This window comes from Microbacterium sp. NPDC089695 (assembly GCF_044749085.1).
Classification (GTDB): Bacteria; Actinomycetota; Actinomycetes; order Actinomycetales; family Microbacteriaceae; genus Microbacterium.
This window is the reverse complement of sequence record NZ_JBIVHG010000002.1, coordinates 78,024-102,592: the sequence shown is the minus strand read 5'-3', so window position 1 is coordinate 102,592 and position 24,569 is coordinate 78,024. Positions and strand designations below refer to the sequence as shown.

At 69.6% G+C, this 24,569-nt stretch carries 24 protein-coding genes and 1 other RNA gene; 11 read left to right on the top strand and 14 right to left on the bottom strand.

Annotated features, from left to right (window positions below):
• Positions 1–20: 20 nt before the first annotated feature.
• Positions 21–1,109, bottom strand: coding sequence for an AAA family ATPase (locus ACIPYT_RS13560; protein WP_401075162.1), 1,089 nt, complete (start codon positions 1,107–1,109; stop codon positions 21–23).
• A gap of 173 nt (positions 1,110–1,282) precedes the next feature.
• Here ACIPYT_RS13560 and ACIPYT_RS13555 point away from each other — a divergent pair, with 173 nt between their 5' ends.
• Positions 1,283–2,170: a TIGR01777 family oxidoreductase gene (locus ACIPYT_RS13555; RefSeq protein ID WP_401075159.1), complete on the top strand. Its 888-nt coding sequence runs from the start codon at positions 1,283–1,285 to the stop codon at positions 2,168–2,170.
• Between the two features lie 32 nt (positions 2,171–2,202).
• Here ACIPYT_RS13555 and ACIPYT_RS13550 read toward each other — a convergent pair whose 3' ends face one another.
• A complete protein-coding gene (locus tag ACIPYT_RS13550; protein WP_401075157.1) occupies positions 2,203–2,967 on the bottom strand; it encodes an SDR family oxidoreductase in 765 nt (254 codons plus the stop codon).
• Positions 2,968–3,068: 101 nt separating this feature from the next.
• Here ACIPYT_RS13550 and ACIPYT_RS13545 point away from each other — a divergent pair, with 101 nt between their 5' ends.
• Positions 3,069–3,905 carry a helix-turn-helix transcriptional regulator gene (locus ACIPYT_RS13545; protein ID WP_401075156.1) on the top strand — a complete coding sequence of 279 codons (837 nt, stop codon included), beginning with the start codon at positions 3,069–3,071 and terminating at the stop codon, positions 3,903–3,905.
• 21 nt (positions 3,906–3,926) lie between these two features.
• Here ACIPYT_RS13545 and ACIPYT_RS13540 read toward each other — a convergent pair whose 3' ends face one another.
• Positions 3,927–4,766: an aldo/keto reductase gene (locus ACIPYT_RS13540; protein ID WP_401075153.1), complete on the bottom strand. Its 840-nt coding sequence runs from the start codon at positions 4,764–4,766 to the stop codon at positions 3,927–3,929.
• Positions 4,767–4,788: 22 nt separating this feature from the next.
• On the opposite strand from ACIPYT_RS13540, the gene ACIPYT_RS13535 reads away from it, so the two are divergent.
• The 4 genes from ACIPYT_RS13535 (at position 4,789) to rnpB (ending at position 8,074) form a co-directional block, all read left to right on the top strand.
• Positions 4,789–5,211: a YchJ family protein gene (locus tag ACIPYT_RS13535; RefSeq protein ID WP_401075151.1), complete on the top strand. Its 423-nt coding sequence runs from the start codon at positions 4,789–4,791 to the stop codon at positions 5,209–5,211.
• An 18-nt stretch (positions 5,212–5,229) separates the two neighbouring features.
• Positions 5,230–5,961 carry a zinc ribbon domain-containing protein gene (locus tag ACIPYT_RS13530; protein ID WP_401075148.1) on the top strand — a complete coding sequence of 244 codons (732 nt, stop codon included), beginning with the start codon at positions 5,230–5,232 and terminating at the stop codon, positions 5,959–5,961.
• A 64-nt stretch (positions 5,962–6,025) separates the two neighbouring features.
• Positions 6,026–7,693, top strand: a complete 1,668-nt coding sequence (locus ACIPYT_RS13525) for a bifunctional 3'-5' exonuclease/DNA polymerase (protein WP_401075145.1) — start codon at positions 6,026–6,028, stop codon at positions 7,691–7,693.
• Positions 7,694–7,717: 24 nt separating this feature from the next.
• An RNA gene (gene rnpB, locus ACIPYT_RS13520) (RNase P RNA component class A) lies at positions 7,718–8,074 on the top strand.
• Positions 8,075–8,103: 29 nt separating this feature from the next.
• Here the strand turns inward: rnpB and ACIPYT_RS13515 are convergent.
• Positions 8,104–8,442: an ATP-dependent DNA ligase gene (locus ACIPYT_RS13515; protein ID WP_401075142.1), complete on the bottom strand. Its 339-nt coding sequence runs from the start codon at positions 8,440–8,442 to the stop codon at positions 8,104–8,106.
• 570 nt (positions 8,443–9,012) lie between these two features.
• On the opposite strand from ACIPYT_RS13515, the gene ACIPYT_RS13510 reads away from it, so the two are divergent.
• Both ACIPYT_RS13510 and ACIPYT_RS13505 read left to right on the top strand, forming a co-directional pair.
• Positions 9,013–9,213, top strand: coding sequence for a hypothetical protein (locus ACIPYT_RS13510; RefSeq protein ID WP_401075139.1), 201 nt, complete (start codon positions 9,013–9,015; stop codon positions 9,211–9,213).
• Positions 9,210–9,656, top strand: a complete 447-nt coding sequence (locus ACIPYT_RS13505) for a BLUF domain-containing protein (protein ID WP_401075135.1) — start codon at positions 9,210–9,212, stop codon at positions 9,654–9,656. The genes ACIPYT_RS13510 and ACIPYT_RS13505 overlap by 4 nt, the downstream gene beginning before the upstream one ends.
• A 6-nt stretch (positions 9,657–9,662) precedes the next feature.
• Here the strand turns inward: ACIPYT_RS13505 and ACIPYT_RS13500 are convergent, their stop codons facing one another.
• From ACIPYT_RS13500 to ppgK, 10 genes are all read right to left on the bottom strand, one after another.
• Positions 9,663–10,487, bottom strand: coding sequence for a DeoR/GlpR family DNA-binding transcription regulator (locus tag ACIPYT_RS13500; protein WP_401075133.1), 825 nt, complete (start codon positions 10,485–10,487; stop codon positions 9,663–9,665).
• A 19-nt stretch (positions 10,488–10,506) separates the two neighbouring features.
• Positions 10,507–11,316 carry a triose-phosphate isomerase family protein gene (locus tag ACIPYT_RS13495; protein ID WP_401075130.1) on the bottom strand — a complete coding sequence of 270 codons (810 nt, stop codon included), beginning with the start codon at positions 11,314–11,316 and terminating at the stop codon, positions 10,507–10,509.
• Positions 11,309–11,782 carry a ribose-5-phosphate isomerase gene (locus ACIPYT_RS13490; protein ID WP_401075127.1) on the bottom strand — a complete coding sequence of 158 codons (474 nt, stop codon included), beginning with the start codon at positions 11,780–11,782 and terminating at the stop codon, positions 11,309–11,311. Before ACIPYT_RS13490 ends, ACIPYT_RS13495 begins: the two co-directional genes overlap by 8 nt.
• Entirely contained in the window at positions 11,779–13,524 is a 1,746-nt protein-coding gene (locus ACIPYT_RS13485; RefSeq protein WP_401075125.1) for a dihydroxyacetone kinase family protein, read from the bottom strand. Before ACIPYT_RS13485 ends, ACIPYT_RS13490 begins: the two co-directional genes overlap by 4 nt.
• 97 nt (positions 13,525–13,621) lie before the next feature.
• A complete protein-coding gene (locus tag ACIPYT_RS13480) occupies positions 13,622–14,608 on the bottom strand; it encodes a D-ribose ABC transporter substrate-binding protein (protein ID WP_401075122.1) in 987 nt (328 codons plus the stop codon).
• An 86-nt stretch (positions 14,609–14,694) separates the two neighbouring features.
• Positions 14,695–15,813: an ABC transporter permease gene (locus tag ACIPYT_RS13475; protein ID WP_401075119.1), complete on the bottom strand. Its 1,119-nt coding sequence runs from the start codon at positions 15,811–15,813 to the stop codon at positions 14,695–14,697.
• Between the two features lie 19 nt (positions 15,814–15,832).
• The gene (locus ACIPYT_RS13470; protein ID WP_401075116.1) at positions 15,833–17,362 is read right to left on the bottom strand and encodes a sugar ABC transporter ATP-binding protein; all 1,530 of its coding nucleotides are present in this window, start codon (positions 17,360–17,362) and stop codon (positions 15,833–15,835) included.
• Positions 17,359–17,985 (bottom strand): DUF2291 family protein, encoded by a 627-nt coding sequence (locus ACIPYT_RS13465; protein ID WP_401075113.1) that lies wholly within the window; start codon positions 17,983–17,985, stop codon positions 17,359–17,361. The genes ACIPYT_RS13470 and ACIPYT_RS13465 overlap by 4 nt, the downstream gene beginning before the upstream one ends.
• Complete coding sequence (locus tag ACIPYT_RS13460) at positions 17,982–18,959, bottom strand: alcohol dehydrogenase catalytic domain-containing protein (RefSeq protein WP_401075110.1); 978 nt, start codon at positions 18,957–18,959, stop codon at positions 17,982–17,984. The genes ACIPYT_RS13465 and ACIPYT_RS13460 overlap by 4 nt, the downstream gene beginning before the upstream one ends.
• A 220-nt stretch (positions 18,960–19,179) precedes the next feature.
• On the bottom strand, positions 19,180–19,926 hold the full coding sequence (ppgK, locus tag ACIPYT_RS13455; protein WP_401075107.1) for a polyphosphate--glucose phosphotransferase: 747 nt from the start codon (positions 19,924–19,926) through the stop codon (positions 19,180–19,182).
• A gap of 70 nt (positions 19,927–19,996) precedes the next feature.
• Between ppgK and ACIPYT_RS13450 the strand changes: the two genes are divergently transcribed.
• Genes ACIPYT_RS13450 through ACIPYT_RS13440 form a run of 3 tightly spaced genes read left to right on the top strand, consistent with a single transcriptional unit; the run spans position 19,997 to position 24,537 of the window.
• Entirely contained in the window at positions 19,997–20,212 is a 216-nt protein-coding gene (locus tag ACIPYT_RS13450; protein ID WP_401075105.1) for an SPOR domain-containing protein, read from the top strand.
• A 2-nt stretch (positions 20,213–20,214) separates the two neighbouring features.
• Positions 20,215–21,552, top strand: coding sequence for a type I glutamate--ammonia ligase (gene glnA / locus ACIPYT_RS13445; RefSeq protein WP_401075102.1), 1,338 nt, complete (start codon positions 20,215–20,217; stop codon positions 21,550–21,552).
• Between the two features lie 9 nt (positions 21,553–21,561).
• Positions 21,562–24,537, top strand: coding sequence for a bifunctional [glutamine synthetase] adenylyltransferase/[glutamine synthetase]-adenylyl-L-tyrosine phosphorylase (locus tag ACIPYT_RS13440; protein WP_401075098.1), 2,976 nt, complete (start codon positions 21,562–21,564; stop codon positions 24,535–24,537).
• Positions 24,538–24,569 lie beyond the last annotated feature (32 nt).

Sequence of the window (24,569 nt, the reverse complement as noted above, 5' to 3'; positions counted from 1 at the left end):
TCAGGGCACGGCGGGCGCGATCAGAGTCCGAACCCGTAGCTCGCCTGACCGACCATCGTCAGGCTCACGCTCGTCGGGTAGACGTCCGGTTCCTCGTCGTCGTCGTCGATGAGGTCGAGGCGTTCGACGGGCACGACGATGGTGCCGTCGGTCTCGAACAGCAGGTCTCTCGGACGGAACGACACGAAGATCGATCGCGTCGCGTTGCGCAGCTCGTAGGTGCGGCTCGCGTCACCCCGCTCGAAGAGGTTCATCTCCGCCTCTTCCGCCCAGACCTTGCCGTCGGGGAACCGTGCCTCGATCCGGTAGACGCTCGGCTCGATCGCCTTGATGTTGAGGTCCTCGACGATCTCCGCGAACAGCGCGTCGGGCTGGGCGAGCTCGAAGGCGATAGCGCGGAGGTGGTCGTAGTTCAGTCGTGCCTTGCGCGAGAACAGTGCGACGTTCTCGATCTCGTCCGGATCCGCGTTCGGCGCCTGATCCACCAGGTACTGCCGCACCTCGTCGGGGCCCGGGTACTCGAACCGCATGTGGTAGTGGAAGCGCCCTGGCCGGTTGACGATGTAGGCGCTCACGTCGTTGATGTCGTTGACCGTGAGGCAGTAGATGCGCTTGACCGACGAGAGGCCGTCGAACAGCGAGAGGAACTGGTTCTGGCGATTCGCACCGTCGACGCCGCCGCGGCGTGAGACGGGGAACGTCTTCTCGAACTCGTCGAACACGATCAGGCACTCGTCGAGGCTGTCGAGGAACTCCACGATCCCGTCGTTGTCTTCCGAGACGATCACGACGGGCAGCGCCTGCTCGCGCGCCTCTTCCGCGACCATGCGCAGGAAGAGGGTCTTGCCGATGCCCTTGTCGCCCGACAGCATGACGCCCAGACTGCGGTCGGTGAGCGCGTAGGAGCGGAAGATCTTGCCCACCTTGCGCTCGAGACCGCCGTACACGCGTTCGGTCCCGACCGAGAGGTCGTCGACCTTGATGAGGCTGAACCCCTCCTTCGACGTGAAGTGCACCCGGTAGGTCCCCAGCGGGAACACCTCATGCGTGCGCACGGCGTCGTCGTAGACCCGTACGTGACCGCCTGTCTCGATGTACGTTGTCGTCACAGATCCTCGTCCTCTTCCTACGCCGACCCATATATCGGATTTTGCCCCGACCTACATATCGGTTGGTTCGGTGCCGGCGTAAGGCGTCTGAACGAACTCGCCGCGATGAGGTCGACGCGTGGCAGACTCGCGGCAGGGGAACGACCCCGGACGGACGCGCGATCGGAGTGGACATGGCACGGCGACTGGTGATCAGCGGCGCATCCGGACTCATCGGCACGGCGTTGGTCGCCTCCGCGCGGGCCGACGGCGTGGACGTCACGAGGCTCGTCCGCCGACCCCCGACGACGGCCGATGAGGTGCAGTGGCACCCGGGGGAGAGGCAGCTCGATCCGACGGTGCTGGAGGGTGCGGATGCCGTGGTCTCGCTGGGCGGCGCGAGCGTGGGGCGCCTGCCGTGGACGCGCGGGTACCGCCGGACCCTCGTCGAATCGCGGATCGTCACGACGCGCACGATCGCCACCGCCGTCAGGACGCTGGGCGCCGATGCTCCGGCGTTCGTCTCGGCCTCCGCCGTGGGGTACTACGGTTCGGCGCCGGGAGAGACGCTCACCGAAGCCGCTCCGGCAGGCGACACCTTCCTCGCGCGGCTCTGCGTCCGCTGGGAGGACGAGGCGCTGCGCGCGGGAGACCACGCCCGTGTCGCGCTGCTGCGCACGGCACCGGTCGTGCACCGGCAGGGAGTGCTGAAACCGCTGATCCAGCTCGCGCGGTTCGGGCTCGCCGGCCCCATCGGCTCCGGAACCCAGGTGTGGCCCTGGATCTCGCTCGACGACGAGGTGCGCGCCATCCGCCACGTGATCGACCACCGCCTCGACGGCCCGGTCAACCTGACCGGTCCCGCGCCCGCGACGGCATCCGATCTCGGCCGAGCCGTCGCCGCGCGCCTCGGCCGGCCGTTCTGGCTTCCCGCTCCGGCATGGGCGCTGCGCCTCGCGCTCGGGGACGCGGCCCGGTCGCTGCTGCTGCCGGATGCCGACGTGCGGCCGGACGTGCTGCGCGATACCGGGTTCACGTTCACCCACGCCACCGTGCAGCAGGCGGTCGACGCGGCGCTCTGATGCGCCGGCGCCGACCGCTGCGTCAGCTCCGGTCAGCGGTTGTGCGGGTCGCCGGCGTTGAGGGCGGCGACGACCTGCGGATAGTCGCCGCGGGCTTCCCCGTAGCGCAGGAACTTCACCCGCTCGACCTGGATCTCGGTCGCCTCCGGCTGCGTCTCGATGAGGTCGATCACTTCGGAGACGAACTCGTCGAGGGGCATGGCGTGTTCGCTCGACTCGTGGCCGGGCATGAGAGCCGTGCGCACGGCCGGCGGCTCGAGCTCCTGCACCGCGACCGAGGTCCCGGCGAGCTGCAGGCGTAGCGACTCGCTCAGCATGTGGATCGCGGCCTTCGTGGCGTTGTAGGTCGGGGTCGCGCGCAGCGGCGTGAACGCGAGACCCGACGACACCGTCATGATCGTGGCGTCATCCCGGGCCTGCAGGTGCTCGATGAACGCGGCGATGAGTCGGATCGGGCCGAGCAGGTTCGTGGTCACGGTGGCCTCGGCGGTCTCCAGGAAGCCGGAGGGCGTGGTCCAGTCCTCGGCGCGCATGATGCCCGCCATCGCGACGAGGACGTTCAGATCGGGGTGCGCGGCGATCACCTCCTGCGCCGCAGACCGGATGCTGTCGGCGTCGGCCGTGTCGATCCGCACCGTGTGGATGCCCGGGTGCTCGGCCGCGATCCGCTCCAGCAGCTCGGTGCGCCGCCCTCCGACGATCACGGTGTTGCCGCGCTCGGCGAAGCGCAGGGCGAGAGCCATTCCGATGCCGCTCGTGGCGCCGGGGATGAAGATGGTGTTTCCGCTGATGTCCATGGCTCCACTCTCGACCGCGTCGCGTCGGCCCTCCAGGGAGCGCTCATCCAGGGATCCGCGATCCCTGGATGAGTGCGGCGCGTGCGGGGGATACTTCTGAGGTGGACAGAGACGCACTGGCGGAGTTCCTCGTGAGCAGACGGCAGCAGTTGCGCCCCGCCGACGTCGGGCTCGGCGCCGGTGCGCGTCGGCGCACACCCGGGCTCCGTCGCGAGGAGGTCGCGCAGCTCGCCGCGATGTCGACCGATTACTACGCCCGGTTGGAGCAGCGCCGCGGACCGCAACCGAGCGTGCAGATCCTCTCGTCGCTCGCCCGTGCCCTGCGACTGACTCCCGATGAGCGCGACTACCTGCACCGCGTCAGCGGACACAGCGCGCCCGACCGCACCGCGTTCAGCGACTACGTCCATCCCGGGATGCTCCGCGTCCTCGATCGCCTCGACGACACCCCCGCGTTCATCGTGTCGATCCTCGACGAGGTGCTGATCCAGAACGACGCCGCCACGGCGCTGCTCGGCGACGTGAGCGGATTCGAGGGACTCGAGCGCAGCGGCATCCACCGGTGGTTCGCGGATCCGGCATCCGAGCGCCACCTGTATCCTGAGCGCGATCACGATCAGCGCAGTCGCGTGCTCGTCGCCTCGCTGCGCGCGGCGTACGGAGTGCTGGGGGAGCGGTCGAGGGCAGGGGACATCGTGCGCGAGCTGACGGCGTGCTCGGCCGAGTTCGCCGAGCTGTGGAAGGTGCACGAGGTGCGTCGTCGCTTCGACGACCGCAAGGTGCTGGTGCACCCGGCGGTGGGCGAGATCGAGGTCGACTGTCAGGCGCTGCTCACGGAGGACGAATCCCAGGCGCTCATCGTGCTCACCGCCGCTCCCGGCAGTGACGCGGCGAGCAAGCTCGAACTGCTCCGGGTCCTCGGGACGCAGCGCGTCTGAGCGCCGCATCCCGACTCGGGTTCAGGACTCCTCGTGCGTGCGGGGATCGGCGCCGAACAGGCGGCCGTCCTCGCGCCCGAGAGCGGTGATGGCCTCGACGTCCGCCTCCGCGAGCGTCACGGCACCCGCGGCGAGGTTCGCGACCTGGTGCTCGAGCGATGATGCCTTCGGGATCGCGACCGTCTCACGCGCCACATGCCAGGCGAGCACGGTCTGCGCGGGGGTGATGCCGTGTGCCGCTGCGATCTCGCCGATGACCGGCTCGTCGAGCAGCTCCCTGGCGCGCCCGAGCGGGCTCCACGCCTCGGTGAGGATGCCGTGCTCGCGGTGATACGCGAGCTGCTCGCTCTGCGGGAAGTACGGGTGCACCTCGATCTGGTTCACGACCGGACGCACACCGGTCTCGCGTTCGATGCGCTCGAGGTGCTCCGGCAGGAAGTTCGACACGCCGATCTGGCGCACGACGCCGCGTCGCTGCGCGTCGACGAGGGCCTCCCAGGCCTGCACGTACTCGTCCTGACTCGGGTTCGGCCAGTGGATCAGGTGCAGGTCGGTCACATCGAGGCCGAGGCGCGAGCGGCTCTCCTCGATGCTCGTCGTCGCCTTCGTCCGCGGATGGTGGCGACCGGGGAGCTTGGTCGTGACGATGATCTCGGCGTGGTCGACGTCGGAGGCGCGGACGCCGCGCCCGACGGATCCCTCGTTCTCGTAGTTGAACGCGGTGTCGAGCAGGCGGTACCCGGCGCCGATCGCGGAGGCCACGGCATCGGCTCCGGCGTCGCCGTTCAGCGCGTAGGTGCCGAGTCCGAGAGCCGGGAGCGCGAAGCCGTTGTGGGCGGTGAAGCGGGGGAGTGCGGTCATGCGGCCAGCGTACGCTGGAGCGATGACGGGAGCGGTGGGCATGGCGCCGGATGACAGGACAGGGCAGGATGCGCTCCGGTGCCCGTGCGGGTCGGGCGACGTGTTCGCCGGCTGCTGCGGCCCTGTGCTCGACGGAGCTCCCGCCCCGACCGCCGAACGACTCATGCGCTCGCGCTACACCGCGTTCTCGCTCGGGAACATCGAGCACCTGCTCGCCTCCTGGCATCCGACGACGCGCCCGGCATCCCTCGATCTCGACGCCGACATGCGGTGGCGCCGACTGGTGATCGTCGATCGGGTCGCGGGCGGCCCGTTCGACCGCGACGGCGTGGTGGAGTTCGCCGCCGCGTGGGAGCAGAACGGTGAGCGCGGAGTGCTCCGGGAGCGCAGCCGGTTCGTGCGGGAGGACCGCCGGTGGCTGTACGTCGACGGCGATGTCGCGTGAGCGAGTAGATTTGAGAGCGTGAACGCCAGCCCGGAACACCAGCGCATCCTTCTCGACGTCGCCGACCTGGACCGCCGCATCGCGCAGGCGGAACGTGCGCGCACCAAGCCCGCGCAGGGCGCCCGCATCACGGAGCTCGTAGCGATCCGTCAGGAGCAGTTGCGCGAACTCACCGCCCTCACCGGCACTCGCGATGATGTGCGCACCGAGCTGACACGGCTCGAGTCCGACGTCGTGCTGGTCGAGCAGCGCCGTGCGCGCGACGCCGATCGCCTCGCGGCCGCCACGAATCCCAAGGAGGCGCAGGCTCTCGAGCACGAGATCGCGAGTCTCACGCGCCGCCAGAGCGACCTCGAAGACGCGCAGCTCGACGTCATGGGCCGCATGGAGGACGCCGACTCCGCGGTGGCCGCGCAGCAGGCTCTCCTCGACACGACCACCTCCGAGGGGTCGGCGCTCACGGCGCAGGCCAAGGCCGATGTCGCGGCCGCCACCGAGCTCGGCGCGCAGCTCGCTCGTGATCGCGATGCGGTCACCGCGACCGTTCCCGCACCGCTGCTCGCGGAGTACACCCGCCGCGCCGCCAACAGCGCGGGCGCCGCCCTGCTCACGCGCGGCACCTGCGAGGGATGCCGCATCGTGCTGCCCGGCACCGACATCGCCGAGATCCGCCGCTCCGCGGAGGACGCCGTCGTGTCGTGCCCCGAGTGCGGCTGCATCCTGGTCCGCACCGAGGAATCCGGACTGTGACCTCCGCGCCGCGAGCGCGCCGACGGTGAGCTCGCGGCGCACCCCTGAGCGGTGGATCGCGCTGGTGCCGGGCCGTTCGGGAGACTGGACGGCCGTCGACCTCGACCCCGCGGGGGAGGAGGCCGGACGCGAACGGATCACCGACGAGGGTCTCGCCGACTGGATCGCCGACCGCGAACGGCAGAGCGCACCGCGCTGGATCATCCGCAGCGCGCGCGAGGTGTATCCGCGCGTCCTCGCGGCGGGTGCGCGTCTGGGTCGTTCCCACGACCTGGTGCTCTGCCACGCGATCCTCCGCGACACGGATGCCGTCGCCCGGCCGCTCGCGCCCTCGGCCGACTGGGTGCGCACCGAGGTCGTCGACGCGGCGCCCTCGCTGTTCGATGCGTTCGATGCGCTGGATCGCGACGACGACGCCGACGCGATCGAGGAGATGCTCGAGCAGTTCCGCCTGCAGCGCCGCGTGATCGACGACGGCGTGGACGGACGTCTCGGTCTGCTCGCATCCGCGGAGTCGGCGGGAGGACTGGTCGCAGAGGAGATGCGTGCGGCGGGGCTCCCGTGGGACGCCGCGATGCACGACGCGATCCTCACGGAGATCCTGGGTGTGCGGCCGGTCGCGGGCGGGATGCCGAGCCGCATGGTCGCGGAGGCGGAGCGCGTGCGCTCGATCCTCGGCGATCCCGGGCTCAATCTCGACAGCCAGCCCAAGCTGCTCCGCGCGTTGCACCGGGTCGGGGTGCAGGTCGAGTCGACGGGGCGCTGGGAGCTCGCCCAGCACGATCACGCCGTCATCGGTCCCCTCGTCGCGTACAAGAAGCTCGCGCGGCTGCTCAGCGCCAACGGATGGGCGTGGCTCGCCGAATGGGTGCGCGACGGGCGTTTCCGACCCGTGTACATCCCCGGCGGCGTGGTCACCGGGCGCTGGGCGTCGGCGGGTGGCGGCGCCCTGCAGATCCCGCGGAACCTGCGCGCGGCCGTGCGCGCAGACGACGGATGGCGGCTGATCGTCGCGGATGTCGCGCAGCTCGAGCCGCGCATGCTCGCGGCGATGGCCGGCGACCGCGCGATGGCGAGGGCCGCTCAGGGCGCCGATCTGTACGCCGGCGTCGTCGCCTCGGGGGCGGTCGCGACGCGCGAGGAGGCGAAGTACGCGGTGCTCGGTGCCATGTACGGTGCGACGACAGGCGACAGCGGTCGTCTCGTGCCGCGGCTGCGCTCGGTGTATCCGCGCGCCATGGCACTCGTCGACGGCGCCGCACGCGTGGGGGAGGACGGCGGCGTCGTGTCGACGTGGCTCGGCCGCTCCTCGCCGCGGCCGTCGATGGAGTGGGAGCGTATGCAGGCGCGCGCGACGGATGCCGACGCCGACCCCGCCGAGGTCGCGGTCGCACGACGGCGCGCCCGCGACTGGGGGCGGTTCACGCGCAACTTCGTGGTGCAGGGGACGGCGGCGGAATGGTCGCTCATCTGGTTGGCCGAGATCCGCCATCGGCTGCAGCAGTTGCCCGAGTCCTCGCATCCGGCCCCGGCATCCGGTCCGTTCGCGGCACGCGCCCACCTCTCGTTCTTCCTGCACGACGAGGTCGTGCTGCACGCCCCGGCCGAGCAGGCGGAGGCAGCGGCCGACGCCGTGCGCGAAGCCGCGGCGGTCGCGACCCGGCGTCTGTTCGGCGACTTCCCGATCGACGTGCCCCTGGATCTGCGCATCGCGGAATCGGCGGAGAAGTAGCGCCCCGTAGACTGGTGGGGCGAATGGGTCGACTGGACGGCCGCGTTGCGGGAGACCGCACCGAGGAACGTCCGGGCTCCACAGGGCAGGACGGTGGGTAACGCCCACCCGGAGCAATCCGCGAGAAAGTGCCACAGAGAGCAGACCGCCCCGCAAGGGGTAAGGGTGAAAGGGTGGTGTAAGAGACCACCGGGGGCCATGGTGACATGGCCCGCCAGGTAAACCTCGTCCGGAGCAAGATCAGACAGAGGATGATGACGCGGCTCGCCGAGTCCTCGGGTAGATCGCTAGAGTGCCACGGCAACGTGTCGCCGAGAGAGATGGCCGTCGAAGGGGCGAAGAACCCCGGAACAGAACCCGGCGTACAGGTCGGCCCATTCGCACCCTTTGGCGAGAACGTCGGATGACGGTCAGGACGACGATCCCTTACGGGTGGTGTCGCCATCCCGGTGCGGCGCCGGTTCGGGCACGAGGTAGAGACCGGACGGAGTGTTCGCCGTCTGGGTGAGCGCTTCGATCCATGCGCGGTTCAGCTCGGGCTGCCGGCTTCCGTGGTACTTGAAGGCGAGAGCGCTGTGGGCGTTGATCCACACCGTGCTCCGGCCGCCGCCCGTACTCATATCGTCTTTCCAGGAGAAGGCGAACGGCTCGCCGCGACGCAGCTTCGATGTGATCACGAGCTGCAGGTGAGTGAGAGCACGGTCTTCGATCTCGACCTTTTGATTGCCTTCGTAGATGAGTCGCCCCACGCCGGTTCCCCTCTGTGGCCACGACACCGCGATGGGTGCAATGCGGGGGATTGCTGCGTGGGTACGGCAAGCCTCTCACCAGCATCCCTCATTTCGGAAAACGGGGCGGGGGCCTTGACGAGGGTCAACCGAACCCTTCGCTAGCCCGACTAGTAACGTGGGTGTCGACGAGTCCGATCCCCCTCGGGCGCGGTAGGGCTCTGCGTCTGAGAATCGTACGTCCGATGCGGCGTGAAGCCACGCATGTTCGTCGGCGATCGCTTACCAGTGTTCGCGCTCGCCCGTCAACGGGAGGCGCCGATCCGGTCGCCGACCTAGGCTGAGAGCACAACGGGCCGCTCTCGTGCCGCCCTTCGTCAGTCGGCCGTCAGTGCACGTGGATTCTCTCGGGTCCGTGCGACCTGCGCGGTAGCGACGAGTGGCCTCTCGGCCCTCTCCCGACTGTCCGGTCCCCCGGAATCGGGTCCGGGGGACCGGAACCCCTGACTTGCCGGACCGGAGGACCCCTTGGAGCACGACGACCGCCCTGACACTCGCGTCCTGTGGGCGTGCGTCGAGGAGGGTTTCCACGTGGGCAGTCGTGACGGCGACTTCCTCGGCTACGTCGACCGGCAGCCCGACGGCGCCTATCGGGCCTTCGACGCCCGCTCCGCGGTGATCGGCGACTTCCCGGGGCTCGCCGATGCGACCGGAGCCGTCTCGGCATCGTCTGAGCGAGACCGCGATGACGACGGGTCGCCCACCGGTGATCTCGAAGGCCTGATCCGATGACCGAGCGGGGCGAGCTGCTCTCCCTGGTCTACACGAGCACGGCCTCCCATCCCCTCCGCGAGACCGCGCTCGAGCATCTGCTGACGGAGTGCCGCCGCCTGAACGGCGAACGCGACATCACCGGGATGCTGCTGCATCGGTCGGGCCGGTTCATCCAGGTCCTGGAGGGGACGCCGGCCGTCGTCCGTGCGCTCGCGGAGCGCATCCGCCACGACAGCAGGCACCACGACATGCGGATCCTCCTGGAAGAGACGATCGCGCACCGTCGGTTCGCGGACTGGTCCATGGGTTACCGGGCTTTCCGCGGCGACCCCGGGCTCGCTCCGGCGGGTTACCGTGACTCGTTCGCCGACCTCGATGCCGGGGCCGATCGCGAGACCGCGGCCCGCGCTCTCGCGGAGCTCACCCTCTGGTTCCGCGTCCGCCGCCCTCAGCGGGCATGAGAACGGTCAGCGCGACGCAGCCCCGCGTTTCGCGATGACGACCTCGACGCCCTTGTTCCGCAGACGCTCGACGTGCGCGCGGTCCGTCCTCGCGTCGACGATCACGGCGTCGAAATCGGTCAGCGGGAGAAGCGCGTGCAGCGCCCGTTGCTCGAACTTGGTGTGATCGGCGAGGAGCACCCGGCGGCTCGCGGCGTCGAACATGGCGCGCTTCACATCGATGGTCTCGAGCGTCTGGTGGTAGGCGATGTCATCGGTGATCGCTGCGGTCGACATGATCGCCAGGTCCGCGTGCATCGCGCTGATGGCGGTCGTCGTGATGCGTCCCATGAACGAGCTGCACCAGTTGTAGTACTGGCCGCCCACGCCGAGCATCGTGATGCCGTTCGCACCCCGGAGCTCCTCCATGATCGTTAGGGTGTGGGTGATGACCGTGAGCGGCCTCTTCGCGCGCAGGTGCGGCACGAGGTGCATGGTGGTCGTCGAGTCGTCGAGCATGACCGCCTGACCGGGCTCGATGAAGTCGAGGGCGGCGAGGGCGATCATCTCCTTCTCGGGAGACTGTCTGTTCGAGCGGTACACGTCGCTCGACTCGACGAGAGACGTCGACATCGCGGTGGCCACACCCCGGCTCTTGCGCAGCAGTCCCCGGCCCTCGAGCTCGTCGAGGTCGCGGTGCACCGTCATGACGCTGATGTCGAACCGTTCGGCGAGCTGCTCGATGCGGATCGATCCCTCGGCCATCACGGCCTCGGTGATCGCGCGCTGTCGCGCCGACTGGCGGCTCTGCCTGAGGCCGTCGCCTGCGGTGTCGTCGCCGTCGAGACTCATCAGCGTCGCCTCCCAGGACTCAGACCCGTGACCGGGATGCCGCCGCGGTCTCTTCGATGATACGGGAGAGCGCGCGTGGATCGTGGGCGAAACGGCCGAGGAACAGGCCGTCGACGCCGTCGCCGAGCGCCGTGAGCGTGCCGTGTCCGGCGCTGCCCCCGTAGATCACGGAGGATGCGCGCAGGCTCCGCTCCGCGCCGAGTCGAGCGCGCAGTGACGCGGTCACGACGCGCACGTGCTCCGACGGGGCCGGACGCCGGGCGCCGATCGCCCATTCGGGCTCGTACGCGACCACGAGCTCGCGTCCGGGCAGCTCCTCGGCGACGGCTGCGAGGGCGTCCTCCAGCTGGCGCACGCAGGATGCGGCGGCGGCATCCGGGCCGACCTCGACGCGTTCGCCCACACAGAACACCGGGATCAGGTCGTTCCGCAGCGCGGCGCGCAGTTTGGCGTGCACCACCGGGGTCGTCTCGCCGAACAGGTTCTTGCGCTCCGCGTGCCCGACCTCGACATACCGGCATCCGATCGCCTTCAGATCGGCACCGCTGACCGCGCCCGTGAACGCTCCGCGGTCGTCGCCGTGCAGGTCCTGGGCGCCGACGTCGACGGGCGTGCCGATGAGTGCCTGCTGGACAGTGGCGAGCGACGGCAGCGACGGCAGCACGAACAGTCGCACGGCGCCGGAACGGATCGCGATGCTGTGTCGAGCGATGTCGGCCACGGCTTCGGCCCAGACTCGGGTCCGTTCGACGTCGAGGTACAGCTTCAGGCTCACCCCGAGGATGCGATGTCGCGGCGCGTCGCGCACGGCCGACCCGGGGTCAGTCACAGCTGCCGGTCTGCTCGTACTCGTCGATGTCGGCGACCTTGCGCGCCGACGCCGACTCCTCGTCGAACACGTAGTCGAGCCATTCGCGGGCGAGGCGCCGCGCGAGCTCGATCCCGACCACGCGCTGCCCGAACGTGAGCACCTGGGCGTTGTTGCTGAGCACGCTGCGCTCGACGCTGAAGCTGTCGTGGGCGGTGACCGCGCGGATGCCGGGGACCTTGTTGGCGGCGATCGCCACGCCGAGCCCGGTGCCGCACACGAGCAGTGCGCGGTCGGCCGCGCCGGCCCTGACCTGCTCCGCGGCGGCGATCGCCACGCGCGGATAGGGTGTGTGGCCCGTGGCGTCGACGCCCACGTCGACGACCGAGACCACGCGGGGATCCGCGCGCAGGTCGGCGAGGAGGATCTCCTTGTACTCGTAGCCCGCGTCGTCCGCACCGACGACGATTCGCCACTGACGGGTCATGACTGCTCCTTCGATCGAGCGGAATCGATGACATCGCCGACGGCGGTCATCGTGAGTGCGAGGGAGAAGGCTCCGGGGTCCGGGGTGCCGAGGCTCTTTTCCATGTGCGGGCGCGCACGCCCCTTCCTCGGCAGCAGGTCGGCAGTCGCATCAGCGGCCGACCTCGCGCTGGCCGCCGCCGCGACCCAGGCCGTCGTCAACCCGATGCCGTCGGCGACCCGCGCGGTGAGCGTGTCGGCGAACGGCACGAGAGCGTCGACCAGCGTCTTGTCGCCGATCTCCGCCCCGCCCATGCGCTGCACGACGGCGCGCGCGGCGTCGACGCCGGCGGCGATCGACGCCGCGGTCGGGGCGATGTCGTCGCCGATCGCGGTGCCTGCTGCCCGCAGGCCTGCGCCCCAGAGCGCGCCGGAGGTGCCCCCGGCCCGGTCGGCCCACGCGTCACCGGCGCTCGTGAGGACGGAGCCTGCCCCCGCGCCGGCCGCGACGGCCGCATCGGCGGCGTCCGCGGCGGCTCGCGCACCGCGCTGCATCCCGATGCCGTGATCGCCGTCTCCGGCGATCGCGTCGAGGCGCCCGAGCTCGTCGACCTCCCGGTCGATCGCATCGCGGATGGCGGCGATCACTCGGGCGACTCCGGGTGCCGCCGCGAGCGACTCCTCCGATGCGACCCCGACCGAGGCGTGGTCTGCGACGTCGTCGTCCGCGACGGCGAGCTCGTCGGCGCCGACGTCGACGCGGCCTTTGCGATAGGCGGGCGAGTACGCCGGCGACGTCCACGCCGCCTCGATCTCGTCGTCGAGCCACACGAGGGTGAGGGAGACGCCCGCCATCTCGAAGCTGGTCGCGTACTCGCCGACCTCGGGCTCGACGATCGTGACGCCACGGGACTCGAGCTCCCTGGCGACCGCGACGTAGACGACGAAGAGCTCCTCGTGCTTCACCGATCCGAGGCCGTTGAGGATCAGGCCGACCCGTGCGCCCTGCACCGTCGCGACGTCGTCGGGCACCTCGTCGAGGAGAGCGGCGACGAGCATGGCGCCCAGGTCGTCGGCGGTCGGCATGGGACGCATGTCGATCCCCGGCTCGCCGTGGATGCCCATCCCGACGGCCATCTGCCCCTCTGGCACCGAGAAGAGCGGAGCATCGGCACCCGGCAGCGTGCATCCCGAGAAGGCGACGCCGAGAGAGCGGGTGCGATCGTTCGCGCGGGTCGCGAGCGCGTGCACGTCGTCGAGTGCGCGTCCCTGCTCGGCGGCCCAGGCCGCGGCGCGGAAGACGACGAGGTCGCCGGCGATCCCGCGTCGCTGGTCACGCCGCGTCGGTGGGGCGCTGTAGATGTCGTCCGTGACGGCGACGGTGCGGCACGGGATGCCCTCGTCGCGCAGACGCTGCTGGGCGGCGTCGAAGTTCAGGACGTCGCCCGCGTAGTTCCCGTAGCTGAGGAGCACCCCGGCATCCGTCGCCACCGAGGTCGCGACCGCGTGCACCTGCTGGCTGCTCGGCGAGGCGAAGATGTTGCCCATGGCCGCCGCGTGTGCCAGGCCGTGTCCGACGAGACCTGCGAAGGCCGGGTAGTGGCCGGAGCCGCCGCCGATGACGACCGCGACCTGTCCGGGAGGTGTGGCGGTTCGTCGGGCGACGCCGCCGGGCACGCGCCGCACGAGGGCGGGGTGCACGGCGACGAAGCCCGCCGCGGACTCGTCGGCGAACGTGGCCGAGTCGGTGAGGAGGTGGTTCATGATCTCTTCCTGTCGGTGGTCGTCGTCGGTGCCGCGGGAGCGAGGCGGTCGCATCCGTCCCGCGGCACCTCGACGAGCCGTCGAGTCCGTCGTGCGGTCAGCCCTCGTAGGTGAACGGGCCGGTCATCTTGTCGACGTTGTCCTTCGTGATGAGGATGCAGTCGAAGGACTGCTTCTCGGTCTCGGGGGCCTCGCCGGTGCGGATGAACTCGTCTGCGAGCTCGACCGCGGTCTTCGAGAACACCGCGACCGGCTGCAGCACGGTGTAGGCGAGCTCGCCCGAGGTGACGGCGTCGATCGCATCCGGGTTGCCGTCGAAGCCGCCCACGATGACGCCGTCGAGCTTGCCGGCCTCCTTCAGCGCGGCGATCGCACCGAGCGCCATCTCGTCGTTTCCGGCGATGACGCCGTTGATGTCGGGGTTGGCCTGCATGAGAGCCTGCGTCTTGTTGCGTCCCTCCGTGCGGTCCCAGTTCGCGACCTCCTCGCCGACCTCGACCAGGTCGGGGTACTGGCTGATCACGGTGGAGAAGCCGTTCGAGCGGGTCTGGGCGTTGTTGTCGGACGGCGCACCGAACAGCTCGATGTAGTTGCCGGCCTCCTGCATCTGGGTGACCCACTCCTGGGCACCGATCGCAGCGCCCTGGGCGTTGTTCGACACGAGCTGCGCCTTCGCGAGCCCCGCCTCGTTGATCTCCGCGTTCACGAGGAACACGGGGATGTTCGCCGCGTTCGCCTTCTTCACGGCGGCGATCGAGCCGTCGGCGTTCGCGGGATCGAGGATGATCGCGACCGACTTGTTCGAGATCGCCGTGTCGATCAGGGTGTTCTCGGTGTTGGTGTCGCCCTTGTGGGCGCCCACCACGGCCTCGTACCCGAGCTCCTTCGCCGTCGCCTCGGCCACGTCGCCCTCGGTCTTCCAGTACGGGTTGGCCGGGTCGTTGACGATGATCGTGATGAGGCCGCCGCCGTCGCCGCCGCCGTCTCCGCCGGACGCGGAACCCGAGCCGCCGGCGCACGCGGTGAGGCCGAAGACGAGTGCACCTGCCGCCGCCAGCGCGACGAGAGCCTTTCTGCGCATCATGAGATGTATGTCCTTCCAGGGTGTTCGGCAGCGTTCATCGATGCCGAGAGGGGATCGGAGACGGTCCGAGGCCGTTGGACGTGAGCTCAGGACGGGACGGCGGGTGCCGTGGTGTCCTGATCGGACGTCCGGGACGTCGCCGCCGGAGCGGCAGGGGTGGACGAGGCAGGGGCTTTCCGCCGCCGTCCGTACTGAAGCGTGTTGAGGAGCACGGCCACCACGATCACGGCGCCCATGAAGACCATCTGCCAGTAGGCCGAGACGCCGACGATCACGAGGCCGTCGGCGAGGAAGCCGATCACGAAGGCGCCGAGCAGGGTGCCGCGGATGCTCCCGCGACCGCCCGTGAGCGCCGCGCCGCCGATGACGACGGCCGCGATCGCCGTGAGCTCGTAGGTGTTGCCGGCGGTGGGGCTGGCACTCGTGAGCGTGGAGGCGAGGATGAGGCCGGCGATCGAGGCGCACACGCCCGACACGACGTACACCCAGATCTTGACCGCCCGCACCGGGACGCCCGAGAGCTCGGCGGCCCGCTCGTTGCCGCCCGACGCGTACAGCCAGCGTCCGAACCGCGTGCGACCGAGCGTGAATCCGAGGATCAGCGCCACGACGCCCATGATGATCACGCCGATCGGCACACCGAGGATGCGGTTGAATCCGAGCCAGTCGAATCCGCTGTTGCCGAGGGCGGGGTCTCCGGCGAGATCGTTGATCGTGAGACCGTTCGTCATGAGCAGGGCGAGTCCGCGGACGACGTAGAGCATGCCGAGCGTCGCGACGAACGGTGCGACCTTGAACTTCGAGACCAGCACGCCGTTCACGAGTCCGACCAGAGCGCCGACGCCGCAGGACAGCAGCACCACGACGGGCACGCTCGGGAACAGCATCACGCCGAACAGGTTGATCGGCACGCCCTGGAGCAGGAAGCCGGCGATCACGGCCGAGAAGCCGAGCGTCGATCCGACCGACAGATCGATGCCGCCGTTGAGGATCACGAGCAGCATCCCCATGCCGAGCAGGGCGTACACGGCCACGTGCGAGGCCATGATCAGCACGTTCTCGGTCGTGAGGTAGTTGGGGGAGAGGATCGAGAACACCACGATGATGAGGATCAGTGCGAGGAAGGCGCGCCCTTCGAGCAGCAGCTTCGCGATCGAGAACCTCTTCCGGTTCTCGAGGATCGTGGTGGTTGTGGTCGTCGTCATTGTCGAACCCTTCCTGGGATCAGGCCGCCACGGCTTCGCCGGAGGCGGCCATGATCATGTCTTTGGTGGCGTCGGGTCCGAACTCCGCGGAGATCCGGCCCCGGCGCATCACGATGATGCGGTGGGCGATGCTCAGGCATTCGCCGACCTCGGAGGTCGAGTACACGACCGCGAGGCCCTGCCGCGCGCGATCGGCGAGCAGTCGGAACACCTCGCCCTTCGCGCCGACGTCGATGCCGCGACTCGGCTCGTCGAGCAGCATCACACGGGGGTCGGTCGCGATGATCTTTCCGATCACGACCTTCTGCTGGTTGCCGCCGGAGAGCGCACCGATCGCGAGGTCGGGACCCGGTGTCTTGACCGTGACCGCCGAGATGAGCGACGTGGCGCGCGTCTTCTCGATGCGTCGTGAGAGCACCCCGCGGCGCAACGAGCGATCGATGCTCGCGAGCGTCAGGTTGGTGCCGACGTCGAAGGTCTGCACGAGGCCGTCGCGCTGGCGATCCTCGGGCACGAGGCCGATGCCGGCGGCGATGCGTTCGGCGATCGAGTCCGACAGCACCGAGCGCCCGTCGAGGAGGATGTCGCCCGACGCCACCGGTCCCTTGCCCGCCACGGCCTCGAGCAGCTCGGTGCGACCCGCTCCCATCAGCCCGTAGATGCACACGATCTCGCCGGCGTGGACGTCGAGGCTCAGCCCCGACACGATCGACCGCTCGGGATTCTCGGGGTCGACGACCACGAGGTCCTGCACGCGGAGCGCGACGTCTCCGAACTCGTAGCCCTCGGGCGGGGAGCCCAGGTCGAAGCCGTCGCCGACCATGTGGCGCACGATCCACTCCACGTCGATCTCGCCCCGCTCTCCGCGAGCCGTCATGACGCCGTCCCGCAGCACCACGGCGTGGTCCGTGACCTCCAGAGCCTCTTCCAGATGGTGCGAGATGTAGACGATCGCGACGCCGCGGGCGAGCAGGTCGCGGATGACTCCGAAGAGCACCTCGACCTCGGCCGCCGCGAGCGCCGACGTCGGCTCGTCCATGATCAGGATCCGCGAGTTCACGGAGAGCGCTCGGGCGATCTCGATGATCTGCTGCTGTCCGACGCGGAGGTCGGCGACCAGAGTGGCCGGATCGATCGGCAGCTCGAGGTCGTCGAGGAGCGCGCGGGCCTGGCGGGTCTCCTCGGCGTAGTCGACGCCGAACGGACCGCTGATCTCCCGCCCCATGAAGATGTTGTCGCGCACAGAGAGGTTGGGCGCGAGACTCAGCTCCTGGTGGATGATCGAGATCCCGCGGTCTCGGGCGTCGTTCGTCGAACCGAACGCGACGGGGACCCCGTCGAGCACGATCTCCCCGGACGTGGGCTGCTCGACCCCGGACAGGATCTTCATGAGCGTCGACTTGCCGGCGCCGTTCTCTCCGAACAGCGTCGTCACCGTGCCCTTGCGGATCGCGAAGTTCACGCCCTTCAGTGCCCGCGTGCCCCCGTAGGTCTTCACGATGTCGCGGGCTTCGAGCACGACGTCGTCGATGTTCTGCGTCTCGCTCATCGGACGGTCAACTCCACGGGGGTGACGAGCCAACCGGTCGGGTTGACCAGGGTGAACGCGCCGGTGACCTCGATGGTCGTGCCGGTCAGCGCGGCGGTGTCGATGTCGGCGAGCACCTGGTTCTTGAGCTCGTCGTTCAGCGCCGCGGCGGCGTTCTGGTACTCGATCTGGTTCGTGAACTGCCCGAACGTGATGTCGCCGGTGGCGTCGCGCAGCTCGGTGCCGTTGATCGCGGGGCCGGTCTGCACTCGGATGAGAAGGTCTGCCGGCACGCCCTCGACGGCCACCTCGTAGATCCCGGATGCTCCTTCGCCGACCACGCCGGTGAACGAGACGCTGTACACGGGGCCGCCAGAGCTCTGGACGGCGTATTCGGCCGCCGCTGCCTCGGGGTCGGCGGCGATGGCCTCGGCCAGGGTGGCCGCGTCGACCGCGCGCTCGCTCACGCCGTCCTGCACGGTCGGGAAGTTCTCGGCGCCGAACGTGGCCGGATCGAAGGCCACAGTGCCCTGCACGAGCGGGTCGTCGCTGGGGACGACCTTGGTGCCGAGCACGAGGCCGAGCGCGACGAGCACGCCCACCCCGATCCAGATCGCGCGGCGGGCTCCGACGGCCGACGTCACCGCAGCACCCGCGACTCGGTGTCGTGCGGACGGATCTGCAGCTTGCGTCCCTCGCCCTTGCGGAACATCTCCAGTGCCTCGGAGTAGTCGTCCATCGTGAAGGAGTGGCTGATCATCGCGGTCGCGTTGATCGCGCCGGCCTCGAACATCTCCACGGCCCGGCCGAAGGAGTTGAGCACGGCCATGGTGCCGACGATCGAGATCTCGTCGCGGTAGACGCGGAACGGGGAGAACTGCGCGGTGCGGTCCGCGGGGGCGACGCCGAAGTCCTGGAAGAAGCCGGCGGGCTTGACCCGGGTGAGCGCATCCTCGATCGCGCGGATGTTGCCGGTGCAGTCGATCACGACGTCCCACTTCTCGCGGGATGCGTGGTCGGCCGAGGTGTAGCGCAGCGGGATGCCGCACTCGGCGGCGGTCTCCAGTCGCGCCTCGTTGAGGTCGACGATCGTGACGCTGGCGGCTCCTGCGCGGCCCGCGAGTTGCGCCATGAGGAGCCCCATGGTCCCGGCGCCGTACACGAGCACGTGGTCTCCGAGACGGCGGGGGAGCACATCCCATCCGCGGATCGCGCACGCGAGCGGCTCGATCAGCGCGGCCTCGTAGAGGTCGGTGTCCGGCTTCAACCGATAGACGTTGGACGCCGGCGCGGTGAAGTACTCCTGAGAAGCTCCGTCGGAGGCGACGACGCCGAGACCGTTCCAGAACCGGCAGAGGTTCGCGTGCCCGTTGAGACAGAACTCGCACTCGCCGCACGTGGTGCTGGGATTGATCGCGACGTGGTCTCCGACCTGGAAGTCGAACACTCCCGCGTTGACGTCTTCGCCGAGCGCGACGATCGTGCCGGTCGCCTCGTGTCCGGGGACGAGCGGGAAGACGGTGCCTTCGAACTCCCCGTCGAAGACGTGGGTGTCGGTGCCGCAGATGCCCACCGCTGCGGTGCGGATGAGGATCTCCTTGTAGCCGGGCTCCGGCATCGGACGATCCTCGAGAGCGAGTTCGCCCTCTGACGTGAATACAACTGCGCGCATCATTGCTCCCGTAGTCGAGCACTCGAGCCGACGGTGGCTCGTGTGATATTGACTGTTAGATTGACACGATCTCACGTGAAAAGCAACAGGGAATTATCACAAGATGTACACGGAGGGCCCCGTCGGATCGACGGGGCCCTCGGAGACGGGTGCGGTGCGGTGGCTGTCAGTCGCCGGCGAGCGACGCAGCGCCGATGATGCCCGAGTTGTTGCGGTGGATCGCCGGGACGATCGGCGTCTTGAGGTCGAGGAGCGGGAGGAAGTCGCCCGCATTCTTCGACACGCCGCCGCCCACGACGAACAGGTCGGGGCTGAACAGGAACTCGATGTGCGAGTAGAACTCCTGCAGGCGCTCGGCCCACTCGGACCAGCTCAGGTTCTCGCGCTCGCGCGCCGACGTCGCCGCGTACGTCTCGACCGACTCGTACTCGCGGAAGTTGAGGTGGCCGAGCTCGGTGTTGGGCAGGAGGACGCCGTCGTAGAGGAACGCCGAGCCGATGCCCGTGCCGAGCGTCGTGAGCAGCGTGAAGCCGAGCACATCCCGGGCGGCGCCGTGACGGGCCTCGGCCACGCCCGCGGCATCCGCGTCGTTCACGAACACGATGTTGCGACCCAGTCCGTCGCGGAAGAAGCGCTCGGCGTCGAACCCGATCCACTCCTTCGACACGTTGGCGGCCGAGAGGGTCTTCCCGCGCTTCACGATCGCCGGGAACGCGACGCCCAGCGGCAGCGTGGACTCGTGCACGTCGAGCGTCTTCAGGACGGTCTGCACCGCCTGCAGGACGTCCTGCGGAGAGGCGCCCTCCGGAGTGGGTACGCGCACCCGGTCGGAGGCCATGGTGCCGTGCTCGAGGTCGACGATGCCTGCCTTGATTCCCGTGCCGCCGATGTCGACGCCGATCGCTTTTGCCATGCTCGATAGCTTAGCGACCGAGCTTCTCGCCGATAGGATCGATGACACCACGTGATGAAGGGGGTCGGCCATGTCGAACGGCGACGAGAAGTACTGGTACAACGTGAATACCAAGCAGGTCGAGTTCGGGATGATCTCGCCGTCGGCGGATCGCGTCGGGCCCTTCGACACCGAGGCCGAGGCCGCTCACGCGCCCGAGAAGCTGCAGGAGCGCGCACGCGCCTGGGCGGACGAGGACGCCGCCGAGGACGGCTGGGACGCCGGCATCGCGAAGGACTCCGAGTAAACGTGGACAAGCAGAGGGATTTCGTCCTCCGGACGATCGAGGAGCGCGGCGTCAAGTTCGTGCGGCTGTGGTTCACCGACGTGATCGGCACCCTGAAGTCGGTCGCGATCGCGCCCGCCGAGGTCGAGGGGGCCTTCGCCGAGGGCATCGGCTTCGACGGCTCGGCGATCGAGGGACTCACGCGCAGCTACGAGTCCGACCTGCTCGCGCAGCCGGACCCCACCACGTTCCAGACCCTGCCGTGGCGTGGCGAGATCGACCCCACCGCCCGCATGTTCTGCGACATCACGACCCCCGACGGCCGTCCCGCCGTGTCCGATCCCCGGCACGTTCTCAAGCGCACTCTCGCGAAGGCGGCGGATGCCGGGTTCACGTTCTACACGCATCCCGAGATCGAGTTCTATCTGCTCAAGTCCTCGTCGTTCGGACCCGACGGCCCGGTGCCGGTCGACTCGGCCGGCTACTTCGACAACGTCCCCGGCGGCACGGCGCACGACTTCCGCCGCCGCTCGGTGCGGATGCTGGAAGACCTCGGCATCTCCGTCGAATTCAGCCACCACGAGGGCGGCCCCGGCCAGAACGAGATCGATCTGCGCTACGCCGACGCTCTCACCATGGCCGACAACGTCATGACGTTCCGCACCGTGATCAAGGAGGTGGCGATCGAGCAGGGCGTCTATGCGACGTTCATGCCCAAGCCGCTGAGCGGGCACCCTGGTAGCGGGATGCACACGCACATGTCGCTGTTCGAGGGCGAGCGCAACGCGTTCTACGAGGAGGGCGCGAAGTACCAGCTGTCGAAGACGGGCCGCCACTTCATCGCCGGGCTGCTCAAGCATGCGAACGAGATGGCGGCGGTCACGAACCAGTTCGTCAACTCCTACAAGCGCCTGTGGGGCGGCGACGAGGCTCCGAGCTTCGTGACCTGGGGGCACAACAACCGCTCCGCTCTCGTGCGGGTGCCCATGTACAAGCCGAACAAGGGCGGTTCGTCGCGGGTCGAGTACCGTGCCCTGGATTCGGCGGCGAACCCGTACCTCGCGTACGCGCTCATGCTCGCCGCCGGCCTCAAGGGCATCGAGGAGGAGTACGAACTCCCGCCCGAGGCCGAGGACAACGTGTGGTCGCTCAGCGACGCCGAGCGCCGTGCGCTGGGCTACGCGGCTCTGCCCGCGAGCCTCGACCACGCGCTCGAGTACATGGAGGGGTCGGAGCTCGTCGCCGAGACCCTGGGCGAGTCGGTCTTCAACTACGTGCTGCTCAACAAGCGCAAGGAGTGGGAGGCCTACCGCGGCCAGGTCACGCCGCTGGAGCTGAAGAACAACCTCGAGCTGCTCTGAGCGTCGCGCATGGCCCGTTCGGACGACTCCGTCTCCCTCTCCGCGCTGGCCAGGCTCGGCTTCACCGAGCTGAGCGCGGCGTCCGCTGAGCTAGCCGAACTCGCCGAGCTCGTCGGCGTGGATCGCTCCACGCTCGTGGCCGGGGCGGTCGCGGCCGATCCCGACGCGGCGGTCGAAGGGATGCTGCGCGTCGCCCGACGTGACCCGGCGCCGCTCGCGGCGCTGATCCGCGACGCGTCGGCGCGAGCGCGAGTGTGGAGGGTGTTCGGGGCGTCCGACGGTTTCGCAGACTATTTCCTGCGGCACCCCGAAGAGCTCCCGGTGCTCGGTGTCGAGCTGGACGAACTGCCGACGCCCGGTCAACTGCGCGACCGTCTGCTCGCAGCGGTCGACGCACACGATGGCGTCGCGGCGGCCGGCGACGACGCATCGATCGTCGCGCTGCGCGTCGCCTACCGCCGCGAGCTCGCGGCGATCGCGGCATTCGATCTGAGTGCGCACAACCCGGTCATGATCGTCGGCGATGTCGCCGCGGCCCTCGCCGACATCGCGGGTGCAGCGCTCGAAGCCTCGCTCGCCGTGGCGCGACGTCGGCTCTCCGACACTCTGGACGAGCACCAGGTCGCCGCGACGCGGTTGGCAATCATCGGCATGGGCAAGTCGGGCGCGCGCGAACTCAACTACGTGAGCGACGTCGACGTGATCTTCGTCGGGGGCACCGTCGACGAGGACGCCGTGTCCGAGGCGAAGGCGATCGACATCGCCACACGCCTCGCGCGCGAGACCATGCGCGGGCTCAGCGGGATCGAGGTCGAACCGCCGCTGTGGGAGGTCGATGCGGCACTGCGACCCGAGGGCAAGCAGGGCGCCCTCGTGCGCTCCCTCGCGTCGCACGTCGCGTACTACGACCGGTGGGCGAAGAGCTGGGAGTTCCAGGCCCTGTTGAAGGCACGGCCGCTCGCCGGCGATCCCGACCTGGGCGCCGAGTACATCGCGGCTCTGCAGCCCAAGGTCTTCTCGAGCGCTGCGCGCGAGAACTTCGTCGACAGCGTGCAGCGCATGCGCGAACGGGTCATGGAGTACATCGACCCCGAAGACGCCCCGTATCAGCTCAAGCTCGGCGCCGGCGGGCTCCGCGACATCGAGTTCACGGTGCAGCTGCTCCAGCTCGTGCACGGGCTCACGGACGAACGGCTCCGTACCCGGGGTACGCTCGAGAGCATCGACGCGCTCGTCGCGGGCGGGTACATCGGGCGTGCGGAGGCCGGCACCTTCGCGGACGACTACCGGATCCTCCGACTCATGGAGCACCGTCTGCAGCTGCGCGAGTTGAGTCGCACGCACCTGATGCCGCGCACTCCGGCAGGGCTCCGGGTGCTCGCCCGCGGCTCTGGTCTCGCCGACTCCGCAGAGGCCATCTGGGCGCGCTGGGAGGGGGTGCGACGCGAGGTGCGCGACATCCACACCCGGTTGTTCTATCGGCCGCTGCTCAGCGCCGTGGCGGCGCTCCCCGAAGACGAACGCACGCTGTCGACGGCCCAGGCGCACGACCGGCTCATGGCCATCGGTTTCCGTGACCCCGCAGGTGCTCTCCGTCACATCGGCGCGCTCACCACGGGGCTGAGCCGCAAGGCGACGATCCAGCGGCATCTCATGCCCGTCATGGTCAAGTGGTTCGCCGACGGCAGCGACCCCGACTACGCGCTGCTGGCGTTCCGTCGCATCAGCGAGAGACTCGGCGACACGCCGTGGTTCCTGCGCATGCTGCGCGACTCCTCCGGCGCCGCCGAGAGCCTGACCCGACTCCTGTCGTCATCGCGCTACGTCGGCGAGCTCATGGAGTGGATCCCCGAATCGGTCGCGTGGCTCGACAGCAGCGATCTGCTGCGCCCGCGCAGCGGGGCGGCGCTCGATGAGGAGGCGCGGGCTATCCAGACCAGGCACGCCGACATCGCCGACGCGCTGCAGGCGGTACGCGCGCTGCGCCGCCGCGAACTGCTGCGCACCGCGATGGGCGGAGTGCTCGACGTGCTCACGATCGAGCAGGTCGCGACCTCCCTCACCGAGATCACGGATGCCGCGATCCAGGCGGCGCTCCGCGCCGTGCGCCGCGAGATCGTGACCGCGGAGGACGACGCCCTCGACTTCGCCGTGATCGGCATGGGCCGGTACGGCGGCGCGGAGCTCGGTTTCGGCTCCGACGCCGACATCCTCTATGTCTACGACGCGAACGGCGTCGACCCTCAGCGGGCGCAGAGCCTCGCCACGAAGATGGTCGCCGGACTCCGTGAGCATCTCACCGATCATCGGGTGCCGCTCGATCTCGATGCCGATCTCCGGCCCGAAGGACGCAACGGTCCCGTCGTGCGCACATTGCAGGCATACGCCGAGTACTACCGGCGCTGGTCGCTGTCGTGGGAGGCCCAGGCGCTTCTGCGAGCCCGTGGAGTCGCGGGGAGCGCGACGCTGATCGCGGCGTTCACGGAGCTCGCCGACAGCATCCGCTACCCGGCGTCGATCGACGAGCAGGGCGCGCGCGAGATCAAGCGCATCAAGGCGCGGGTCGAGGGGGAGAGGCTGCCGCAGGGGGTGGACCCACGCCGCCACCTGAAACTCGGGCCGGGAACGCTCAGCGACGTCGAATGGCTGGTGCAGCTCATCCAGCTGCAGCATGCCCATCGGGTGCCCGAGCTCCGCACGACGTCGACGATCACCGCCCTCGATGCCGCGGTCGCCGCCGACCTGATCCCCGAGGACGCAGCCGAGTTGCTCCGCGCCGCGTGGCTGCTGTCGAGCCGTCTGCGCTCGGCGATCACGTTGTTCACGGGGCGCACGAGCGACATGCTGCCGACCGACCCTCGCGAGCTCGACGCGATCGGCCGTCTGCTCGGATACCCGGACAGATCGGCGAGCGAGCTCGAAGACGACTACCTCGGCGTGACCCGTCGGGCGCGTCGCGCGTTCGAGCAGCTCTTCTACGGCTGAGCCCCTGCGGCGCGCGGGACGGTGATCGAGTT

Coding starts and splice junctions, on each gene's coding strand:
- ACIPYT_RS13485 (WP_401075125.1), bottom strand. CDS start 13,524: ATGAACCACCTCCTCACCGACTCGGCCACGTTCGCCGACGAGTCCGCG.
- ACIPYT_RS13540 (WP_401075153.1), bottom strand. CDS start 4,766: ATGACCGCACTCCCCCGCTTCACCGCCCACAACGGCTTCGCGCTCCCG.
- ACIPYT_RS13535 (WP_401075151.1), top strand. CDS start 4,789: ATGACGGGAGCGGTGGGCATGGCGCCGGATGACAGGACAGGGCAGGAT.
- ACIPYT_RS13475 (WP_401075119.1), bottom strand. CDS start 15,813: ATGACGACGACCACAACCACCACGATCCTCGAGAACCGGAAGAGGTTC.
- ACIPYT_RS13460 (WP_401075110.1), bottom strand. CDS start 18,959: ATGCCGGAGCCCGGCTACAAGGAGATCCTCATCCGCACCGCAGCGGTG.
- ACIPYT_RS13550 (WP_401075157.1), bottom strand. CDS start 2,967: ATGGACATCAGCGGAAACACCATCTTCATCCCCGGCGCCACGAGCGGC.
- ACIPYT_RS13450 (WP_401075105.1), top strand. CDS start 19,997: ATGTCGAACGGCGACGAGAAGTACTGGTACAACGTGAATACCAAGCAG.
- ACIPYT_RS13440 (WP_401075098.1), top strand. CDS start 21,562: ATGGCCCGTTCGGACGACTCCGTCTCCCTCTCCGCGCTGGCCAGGCTC.
- ACIPYT_RS13505 (WP_401075135.1), top strand. CDS start 9,210: ATGACCGAGCGGGGCGAGCTGCTCTCCCTGGTCTACACGAGCACGGCC.
- ACIPYT_RS13470 (WP_401075116.1), bottom strand. CDS start 17,362: ATGAGCGAGACGCAGAACATCGACGACGTCGTGCTCGAAGCCCGCGAC.
- ACIPYT_RS13555 (WP_401075159.1), top strand. CDS start 1,283: ATGGCACGGCGACTGGTGATCAGCGGCGCATCCGGACTCATCGGCACG.
- ACIPYT_RS13500 (WP_401075133.1), bottom strand. CDS start 10,487: ATGAGTCTCGACGGCGACGACACCGCAGGCGACGGCCTCAGGCAGAGC.
- ACIPYT_RS13490 (WP_401075127.1), bottom strand. CDS start 11,782: ATGACCCGTCAGTGGCGAATCGTCGTCGGTGCGGACGACGCGGGCTAC.
- ppgK (WP_401075107.1), bottom strand. CDS start 19,926: ATGGCAAAAGCGATCGGCGTCGACATCGGCGGCACGGGAATCAAGGCA.
- ACIPYT_RS13480 (WP_401075122.1), bottom strand. CDS start 14,608: ATGATGCGCAGAAAGGCTCTCGTCGCGCTGGCGGCGGCAGGTGCACTC.